9 protein-coding genes are annotated in these 9,092 nt (G+C 63.5%); 1 reads left to right on the top strand and 8 read right to left on the bottom strand.

The window, feature by feature from the left end:
• Positions 1-177 precede the first annotated feature (177 nt).
• From NKJ55_RS23730 to NKJ55_RS23720, 3 genes are all read right to left on the bottom strand, one after another.
• The gene (locus NKJ55_RS23730) at positions 178-597 is read right to left on the bottom strand and encodes a VOC family protein (RefSeq protein WP_352451986.1); all 420 of its coding nucleotides are present in this window, start codon (positions 595-597) and stop codon (positions 178-180) included.
• Between the two features lie 73 nt (positions 598-670).
• On the bottom strand, positions 671-1,498 hold the full coding sequence (locus NKJ55_RS23725) for a helix-turn-helix domain-containing protein (protein WP_352451985.1): 828 nt from the start codon (positions 1,496-1,498) through the stop codon (positions 671-673).
• Between the two features lie 109 nt (positions 1,499-1,607).
• On the bottom strand, positions 1,608-1,778 hold the full coding sequence (locus NKJ55_RS23720) for a hypothetical protein (RefSeq protein ID WP_352451984.1): 171 nt from the start codon (positions 1,776-1,778) through the stop codon (positions 1,608-1,610).
• Positions 1,779-1,932: 154 nt separating this feature from the next.
• On the opposite strand from NKJ55_RS23720, the gene NKJ55_RS23715 reads away from it, so the two are divergent.
• Positions 1,933-2,364 carry a TerB family tellurite resistance protein gene (locus NKJ55_RS23715; protein ID WP_352451983.1) on the top strand — a complete coding sequence of 144 codons (432 nt, stop codon included), beginning with the start codon at positions 1,933-1,935 and terminating at the stop codon, positions 2,362-2,364.
• A 6-nt stretch (positions 2,365-2,370) separates the two neighbouring features.
• Here NKJ55_RS23715 and NKJ55_RS23710 read toward each other — a convergent pair whose 3' ends face one another.
• The 5 genes from NKJ55_RS23710 to NKJ55_RS23690 all read right to left on the bottom strand — a co-directional run bounded on the left by NKJ55_RS23710 (position 2,371) and on the right by NKJ55_RS23690 (position 8,932).
• A complete protein-coding gene (locus tag NKJ55_RS23710; protein ID WP_352451982.1) occupies positions 2,371-3,990 on the bottom strand; it encodes an ABC transporter ATP-binding protein in 1,620 nt (539 codons plus the stop codon).
• On the bottom strand, positions 3,987-4,856 hold the full coding sequence (locus NKJ55_RS23705) for an ABC transporter permease (protein ID WP_352451981.1): 870 nt from the start codon (positions 4,854-4,856) through the stop codon (positions 3,987-3,989). Before NKJ55_RS23705 ends, NKJ55_RS23710 begins: the two co-directional genes overlap by 4 nt.
• The gene (locus tag NKJ55_RS23700) at positions 4,853-5,800 is read right to left on the bottom strand and encodes an ABC transporter permease (protein ID WP_352451980.1); all 948 of its coding nucleotides are present in this window, start codon (positions 5,798-5,800) and stop codon (positions 4,853-4,855) included. Before NKJ55_RS23700 ends, NKJ55_RS23705 begins: the two co-directional genes overlap by 4 nt.
• A gap of 233 nt (positions 5,801-6,033) precedes the next feature.
• A complete protein-coding gene (locus NKJ55_RS23695) occupies positions 6,034-7,512 on the bottom strand; it encodes an ABC transporter substrate-binding protein (protein ID WP_352451979.1) in 1,479 nt (492 codons plus the stop codon).
• 130 nt (positions 7,513-7,642) lie between these two features.
• The gene (locus NKJ55_RS23690) at positions 7,643-8,932 is read right to left on the bottom strand and encodes an acetylornithine deacetylase/succinyl-diaminopimelate desuccinylase family protein (protein WP_352451978.1); all 1,290 of its coding nucleotides are present in this window, start codon (positions 8,930-8,932) and stop codon (positions 7,643-7,645) included.
• Positions 8,933-9,092: the final 160 nt, after the last annotated feature.

The following is a 9,092-nucleotide window of genomic DNA, read 5'->3' as shown; positions in this document are numbered from 1 at the left end:
TCAAAGGCCGGACATATGGACGCAAGCGATCGAAAACGACGCAAAACAACCGTTGCAGGCAGGGCGCCGTCCACATATGGATCCTGGGGTCTGCGCCGCGTCGCTTCGCTCCTGCTCCGCCCAGGGATGACGAAATTGGGAGGCTTCGGCCAATCCCGAATGTGCAGCGCTACTAGTTCATGCTTTCTCGTCAGCCTTCGGCCAGTAGGTGCCGAACGACCAGACGTTGCCTTCCGGATCGCGGCAGATGAATTCGCGGCTGCCATAGTCGCGGTCGGTGAGTTCTTCCAGAATCTCGGCGCCGGCGGTCTTTGCCCGCGCGTATGCCGCGTCTGCGTCAGCGACCGCAACGTAGATCGACTTGCCGCCACCCGAACCCGGCGCGCCGACCATCTTGCCATAGGCGTCGTCGCGCGCCGTGCCGAGCATGACGATCGAAGAGCCGAAAGCGAGTTCGGCGTGGTGCACCACGTCGCCTTCGCCATAGCGGGCGCGAACGCTGAAGCCGAAGGCCTCGCACAGCCAATCGATCATCTTGCCGGCATTCCTGTAGCGCAGCGCCGGATAAAGCCGCGGTGGTTCGGGGGTGTTCGGCATGGCTGATCTCCTTCAGCGGGTTGGTCGATCAACCCAGTCTGCGCGACGGCCGGTTGCGCGTCTTGAAGAAATGTTACCTCGCGGCAAGCGCCGTCGGCGCGACGCCTGCCAGGTCGCGAAACTCGCGTACCAGATGCGCCTGGTCGGCATAGCCGCAGTCGGCGGCGATGTCGGCCCAAGCGCTGTTCGCCTGTCTCGACAGGCCAAGCGCATGATTGAAGCGGACGATGCGCGAGAGCGTTTTTGGGCCGGTGCCGATAGCGTCCGAAAATTTTCCGGTAAGATGCTTGCGGCTCCAGCCAAGCTTTTCGGCCAGCGTCGAGATGCGGGTCCGCCCACGCGTCGAGACGATCGTCTCATAGGCCCAGACCATTTCGGCCTGGGTGCGGTCCGCGGTTGCCAACCGATCGCCAACGAAGGCTTCGGCGATGGCAAAGCGTGTGCTCCAATCCGGCGCATTGCCGAGCCTTTCGCGAAGCGCGATGCCTTCGACGCCGAGCACGTCATCCAGGCCGACCATGCGGTCGGTCAGTTCGCTCATCGGGCGGCCGAAGAAGCGACGAGCGCCGAGCGGGGTGAAATTGATCTGCACACAGCAGGTGCCGCCGCAGGATTCGATCACTACCGGCCCGGCATAAAGGCCGGAGGCAAAACTGGTGAAGCGGTCATTGTCGCCTGGGTCCTGGCCGAGCCCAATGGCAAAGGGTTCGGCAAAGCTGATGACCAGCGGCACGGTCAGCGAGGCATATTCGACGGCGCGGAAATGGCCTGGCATGGTTTCGCGAAAGCCGCACATGTCGGTGACGACGCCCTGAAGCCGATGGCTCGGCGCGCGCCGCACCATCTCGAACCGATCGAGGCCTGGGCTTTCGTGGCGGCTGCCGTCTTCGCTGTCGGGCATGCGCTTTCCTTCCGCCACGCGACTTTAACAGACCATACGCCGGAATCAAAAGCGCCCGGTTTTGGCCGGGCGCTCCGAGTTGCCTGAGATTCTGATTGTCTGGACGTGTTTAGGCGCCGCGCATCAGGCAGCCGGCGGCCAGCACGATGTAAGCGATGACAACAATCCACACAGCAGCCAAAGGGATGAACGCAAGGACGCCAAGCGCGGCGAGAACGCCGATGATGGCGATGACAAGGGATATAATGAAAATAAGCTGGGTAGGCGCACTGAGATTCATGTTCGGTCCCTCCTCAACATGATTCGTACAGCGGCATAGTATCAGGCGCGCGGTCACACACCAATGAGCGCACGCAGGCGGCTTTTCCACCATTCGCACCCCGTTTGCGCAAATCCGATTCCGCGCTACCTTCCGAACGAATCGGAAGGGGCTGATGGCGATGGGATTGCTGGACCAGATACGCTCGATCTTCGACGGCGACCCCGGCGTGCGCAAGGTGGCGGACGATCCGGTGCTGTCGGCGGAGCTGCTCATGCTGTTCCGTATGATCCTCGCCGACGGGTCGGTCAGCGAAAGCGAAATGACCGCCTTCAGGCGTATCTGCCGGGACGCCTTCGGCATACCCGAAACCAGCATCGACAGCGTCATCGAATATCTCAACGAATTCGGCTACGAGACCAACGGCTCGCAGGCCGTCGCGCAGTTCCGCGACCTCGACGTCGAACGGCGCAAGCTGCTCGCCCGCCACATGGCCGAAATCGCCAAGGCCGATTCGCAACTCGCCGGGAGCGAAATGCAGCTGTTGCGCCGCACTCTCGACCTGCTCGACATCAGCCCGGCCGATTTGGTCAAGCCACAAGGCTGAGTCCGCTCACCCCTGTTCCTGAAGTCGTTTCGCGATCGCCCGATTCAAATCGGGAGCGGCGGCGACCAGCGCCTTGGCCGCTTCGGATTGTGGGTGGTCGAGTACTTCGCTCGTCCTGCCGCGCTCGACGATCTTGCCGTCATGCATGACCATCACTTCGTCGGTGATGGCGCGGGCGACGGTCAGATCATGGGTGATGAACAGATAGGCGATGCCGAGTTTTTGGTTGAGCTCGGCGAACAAATCGAGAATCTGCGCGCGGATCGAGACGTCGAGCGCCGAGACCGGCTCGTCGGCGACGACCAGTTTCGGCCGGGTGATGATGGCGCGGGCGATCGACAGGCGCTGGCGCTGGCCGCCCGAAAACTCGTGCGGGTATTTGTCCATGTCGCCTGGTGAGAGGCCGACCTCGTGCAGCGCATGCGCCACCATCTCGCGCCGCGCGGCGGGCGCCGGCTTCTTCTCCAGCACATGCAGCGGCTCGGCCACCAATCTCTCGACCTTCTGGCGTGGGTCGAACGAGCCGTACGGGTCCTGGAACACGACCTGCATGTCGCGCCGCGCCGGCTTCAGCTCCGCCTCGCTCTTGCCGGTGAGGGTATCGCCGCGGAAGCGGATTGTCCCTGATGTCGGCCTGTCCAGCGCCAGGACCATGCGGGCCAGCGTCGACTTGCCGCAACCGGAGCGCCCGACCAGCGCCACCGACTGGCCGGGCGCCATGGAGAAGGAAACATCGTCGACGGCGCGGACGGGAGCCCCTCGCTTGAAAAGCGAAATGCGCCGTGCCGGATAGTCGCGCGTCACGCTGTCTACCTCAACCAGAGGTTTTCCTTGGCCGACGCTGTGCCTAGCCCGCGCGGGCACATGCATCGAGGCCTGCGCCAGCTGGCGCGTATAGGAATGAAGCTGTTCGGACAGGACACGCGCCGTGTCGCCGGCATCCATCACCTCGCCATGGCGCAGGATGGTGATGCGGTCCGCCATCTCGGTCACCACGGCGAGATCGTGCGAGATCAGCAGCAGCCCCATGCGGTTTTCCGCGACGAGGTCGCGCAGCAGGTCGAGGATCTGCGCCTGCAGCACCACGTCGAGCGCGGTCGTCGGTTCGTCGGCGATCAGCAGCTTGGGCTTCAGCGCACAGGCGATGGCGATGACGACGCGCTGGCGCTGGCCTCCGGACAGCTCATGCGGATAACGCGACAGCGGGAACTGCGCCGCCGGCAAGCCGACCCGGTCGAGCATTTTTCGCGCCCGTTGCTCGGCGTCCGCGCGGCTCGCCCTGGTGTGCCAGCGAATACCCTCGGCAACCTGCTCGCCAATGGTCTTGACCGGGTTGAGCGCCGTCATCGGCTCCTGGAACACCATGCCGATGTCGTCGCCGCGCAGCGCGCACATCTGGTCCTCGCTCGCCGCCAGAATATCGATGCCGTCGAAGGTAACGCGTCCGCTGGCGCGTGCCGCCCAGGGCAAGAGCTGCATCACGGTGAGGGCCGTCATCGACTTGCCGGAGCCGGATTCGCCGACCAGGCCCATGACTTCGCCGGGCGCGACGGACAGCTCGATGTCCCTGAGGATGGGCGTGCCGCCGATGGCCAGCGACAGCTTCTCGATTTCGAGCAGGCTCATCGCTGCCGCCGCGATTTCGGATCGAGGATGTCGGCGATGCCGTCGCCGAGCAGGTTCAGGCCAAGCACGGTGACGACGATCGCCATGCCCGGAAAGATCGCCATCCACGGCGCCACCACCATGCGGGTCTGGGCGTCGAACAGCATGCGGCCCCAGCTCGGCATCGGCGGCTGGGTGCCCAGCCCGACATAGGAAAGCCCGGCTTCGGCCAGTATGCCCAGCGCGAACTGGATGGTGCCTTGCACCAGCAGCAGCGTGGCGATGTTGGGCAGCACATGTTCGATGCTGATCAGCGTCGTGCTCTTGCCGGCGGCGCGGGCGGCGAGGATGAATTCGCGCGGCCAGATCGCCAGGGCGCCGGCGCGGGCGACGCGCGCGAAGACCGGGATGTTGAAGATGCCGATGGCAATGATGGCGTTGAACGCGCCGGGCCCGAAGATGGCGGTGATCATGATTGCCGAAAGCAGCGCCGGAAAGGCGAAGACCAGGTCGTTCAGCCGCATCAGCACGTCATCAACGAAGCCGCCGCGCGCCGCGGCAAAGGCGCCGAGCGGCACGCCGATGCCCATGCCGATGCCGACCGCCACCAGCGCCACGGCAATCGAGTTGCGGGCGCCGACCATGATCATCGACAGGATGTCGCGACCGAAATGGTCGGTGCCGAACCAGTGCGCCAGCGACGGCGCCTGGGTCTTGTCGGAAATGACCAGTCTGGTGACGTCGTAAGGCGTCCACAAGAAGGAGAGGATCGCGACCGCCGCCACCAGTGTGGTGACGACGAAGCCGGCGAGGAACGAACGGTTTCGAAACGCCTTGGCCAGGATGCTGGCAAGGTTCTCGTCGGGGATGTCGATGTGCAGCGTCATTGCCGGCCTCTCAGGCGCGGATCGACCACCGCATAGGAGAGATCGACAACGAAATTGACGATGATGACGGCGGCAACCAGCAGCATGACGACGCTCTCGACCACGATCAGGTCACGCTGGTTGATTGCCTGGAACACCAGCCGCCCGAGGCCGGGCAAATAGAAGACGTTCTCGATGATGATGGTGCCGGCAAGCAGGAAGGCGAATTGCAGGCCTAAAATGGTGACCACCGGGATCATGGCGTTGCGCAGCGCATGCCGCCACAAGACAAGGCGATAGGGCAGGCCCTTGGCGCGGGCGGTGCGGATGTAGTCCTCGTTCAGCACTTCGATCAGTGCCGAGCGGGTGACCCGGGCGAGGATCGCCGCCTGCGGCAGAGCGAGGGCGATTGCCGGCAGGAGCAGCGATTTCAGCGCCGGCCAGACGCCGGCGCTCCAGCCGGGAAAGCCGCCGCCGGGCACCAACCGCAGCCAGACGGCGAAAAGATAGATCAGCATCAGCGCGAACCAGAAGTTGGGCACGGCGACGCCAAGCTGGGCGGCGCCCATCGCGATCGTGTCGCCGGCGCGGCCGCGTCGGCTGGCGGAAAACAGTCCGACCGGAATGGCAATGACGGTGGACAGCGCCAGCGCCATCAGCGCCAGCGGCAGCGAGACGACGAGGCGCTCGCGGACCAGATCGATGACCGGCACCGAATAGGTGTAGGAACGGCCGAAATCGAGGCTCAGCAAGCCGCCGGCCCAGTGCAGGTAGCGCAGCACGACGGGAGCGTTGAGACCCATCTGGTTGCGCAGCAATTCGATCTGGTCGGCACTGGCGTTCAGGCCAAGCATCAGCCGCGCCGGGTCGCCGGGAATGATCTCCAGCACGGCAAAAACGACCATCGAGGCCAGAACCAGCGTGACGACGGCGATGGCGAGGCGCTTGAGGAGGTAGGCGGTCATGAGCTGCCTGATGCAAGCACTGGGCGAAGGTAGCGTTCCCGCCCACCCCCCTCTGTCCTGCCGGACATCTCCCCCTCAAGGGGGGAGATTGGCAGTTTCCACGCCCGTCTTCTCTTCAATGCTGGAGATTGGCGAAAACCGGAGCGACGTCCGATCTCCCCCCATGAGGGGGAGATGTCCGGCAGGACAGAGGGGGGTGTGACGGAGTGCAACTTTCGCCTTTCTGTCAGCGATCAATCCGTCCACTTCACCTTGGTCAGGTCGTTGGCCTGGATCGGGGCATTTTCCCACAGGCCCTGCAGTTTGGCGTCCCAGACGCCGACCTTCGGCAATTCGTAGAGGAAGCCGACCACGGCGTCATCGGCCAGGACCTTCTGCGCCTCGCCGAGCAGCGTCATGCGCTTGGCCTCGTCGGAGGTAAGGTTCAGCTCGTCGATGATCTTGTCGAAGGCCGGGTTGTCGTAGTTGAAGTAATAGTCCTTGCGCGAATAGATATCGATGTCGTTGGGCTCGGTGTGGGAAACGATGGTCAGGTCGTAGTCCTTCTTGGTGAAGACCTGGTCCAGCCATTGCGCCCATTCGACCGGGATGATCTCGAGATCGATGCCGATTTCGCGAAGCTCCGAGGCGATGATCTCGCCACCAAGCCGCGCATAGGAGGGCGGCGGCAGCTTCAGCATCGCCTTGAAGCCATTCTCCAGGCCGGCTTCCTTCAGCAACTCCTTGGCCTTCTCCACATTGTGCGGATAGAGGCCGGTGAGGTCGACATAGGCTTTGCTGGCGGGCGACATGTGCGAGCCGATCGGCACGCCGAGGCCGGCCGAGGCGCCGTCGATGATCGCCTTGCGATCGAGCGCAAAGGAAATCGCCTGCCTGACCTGCAGCTTGTCGAAGGGCGGCTTCTTGTTGTTGATCGACAGGATGGTTTCACCCTCGGTCGAGCCGATCACCACCTTGAAGCGTGGGTCGTCCTTGACCTGGGCGACGCTGTCGGGGTCGAAGAACGGAAAGGCCTGGACGTCGCCGGAAAGCAGCGCCGGAACGGCGGCGGCGGCATCGGGAATGATGCGGAACTCGGCCTTGTCGAGGAACACCGGGGCGCCCCAGTAATTGTCCGACTTGACCAGCGTGATCGACGAGCCCTTGGCCCAGTTCTGGAATTTGAACGGGCCGGTGCCGATCGGTTTTTCCTTGTTGGTGTCGGCTGTCTCAGGCGCCACGATCACCGCGTCGCCCCAGCCCATATTGTAGAGGAACGAGCCCTGCGGGTTCTTCAGCGTGACCTTCACCGTCGTGGGATCGACGACCTCGACCTTGTCGATGGCGGCGAACAGGCTCTTTTGCGCGTTGACGGAATTGTCGGCGCGGGCACGATCGAGCGAGAATTTCACGTCGTCGGCGTTGAAGTCGCTGCCGTCATGGAATTTCACGCCTGTATGCAGCTTGAAAGTGTAGACCTTGGCGTCGTCGGAAATGCTCCAGCTTTCGGCGAGATCGGGCAGCACCTCGCCGTTCGGGCCGATGCGGGTCAGGCCCTCGAAGACATTGGCATAGAGTACCTCGTCGATTGCCGCGGCGGCACCCGCGGTCGGGTCGAGATGCGGGGGTTCGAGCGTAATGCCGATGACCAGGTCGGTGCGCGCGGCCATCGCCGAGGTTCCGGCGGCCAACGCCAGCGCCGCGGCAGCCAGAATGGTTTTCCACAATTTCATCGTGCAACTCCCCATATCTAAAACACGTGCTCAAACCCGGGCGGATAGAAGCGTGAATTCGCCGCCGAGTAAATTGCGTTTCGTACCGTCCGCCATCGCCGGGAGGAATGTTTTTTCGCCCATGGCCGGATCATCGCGGGCCGGCGTCCCTCAGCAGAACGTCGAGGCCGATCGCCATCACCTTTGCCGAGTCCAGCATGTCGGCAATGCCGACCCATTCATCGGGCCGGTGGGCGAGATCGAGGATGCCCGGGCCATAGGCGATGCAGTCATAGATGTGGCCGATACGGGCGATGTGCTTCTGGTCGTAGGTGCCGGGCGAAATCACGTAATCCGGTTCGCGGTCGAATATCTCCATGATGCCTTGCGCGACCGCCTTAACCACCGGCGCGTCGCGCTCGGTCATCAGCGGCAGCACCTCCATCAGATCGCGGATTTCGTAGTCGAACTTTTTGCGCTCGCGCTTCAGCCGTTCCAGGATATCGGTCACCTCGCTCTTGACCGTAGCGAGATCCTCTTCGAGCAGAAAGCGGCGGTCGATGGTCAGCCGGCAGGAATCGGGCACGTTGGGCGAGGGCAGGCCGGGCCGGAAATCTTCCGTCTGGCCGCCATGGATCGAGTTGATGTTCATGGTCGAGCGTTTTGCGCCTTCGGGCACGACCGGCATGCGCGTCATCTTGCGGTCGAGCGCCGGAAACAATTCCTCCTCGAAGGCCCGCAGCACGGCGCCCATATGGCGCACCGCATTGTCGCCGAGGAACGGCATCGAGCCGTGCGCGATCTCGCCTTTGGTCTCGATCTCCGCCCACCAGACGCCGCGATGGCCAAGGCAGATGCGATCCTTGTTGAGCGGCTCGGGAATGATGACGTGGTCGACCTTCGGCCTGGAGAAATAGCCGAGCTTGGCCAGATGCGCGACGCCGCCAAAGCCGCCGGACTCCTCGTCGACCGTGCCTGAAATCTCGATGGCGCCGGGAAAATCGGGAAAGACCTCCATGAAGGCTTCAGCGGCGATGATCGAGGCGGCAAGCCCGCCTTTCATGTCGCAAGCGCCGCGGCCATAGACCTTGCCATCCCTGACGATGCCGGCGAACGGATCGAGGCTCCAGCCGTCGCCGGCCTCGACCACGTCGATATGCGAATTGAAGTGCACGCAAGCACCCGGCGCCCGGCCATCGAAGCGGGCGACGACGTTGACGCGCGGGTAACGGTCAGTGTCGCCAGGCGTGCCCTCGGCACGGATGAATTCGATCTCAAAACCACGCTTCTTCAGCCGCGCGCCGATATATTCGGCACATGGCCGATAGGCTTCGCCGGGCGGATTGATGGTCGGAAAGCGGATCAGATCCGCAGTCAGTGCAACCAGATCATCGGCTCGGTCATCGATAGCCTTGAGGAGCCGTTCGTTCGGTTCGTTCATTCGGCGAATTGAGCAGCGGATGAGGGAGTTTTGCAAGCCCGATGGCGAATTGCGAGGCGATTGCGTGTCGTTACGGCAACTATTGCGGGAAATCGTTCAAATTCGCTGCTTTGGATTGGTGAAATCGTCAGGGAGTGGGTGTTAGCTCGCTGGCTTGCCA

Origin of the sequence: Mesorhizobium sp. M0106 (assembly GCF_040322715.1) — a bacterium.
Taxonomy (GTDB): domain Bacteria; phylum Pseudomonadota; class Alphaproteobacteria; order Rhizobiales; family Rhizobiaceae; genus Mesorhizobium.
The sequence above is the reverse complement of the archived record's forward strand: the minus strand, read 5'-3'. Positions and strand labels throughout refer to the sequence as shown.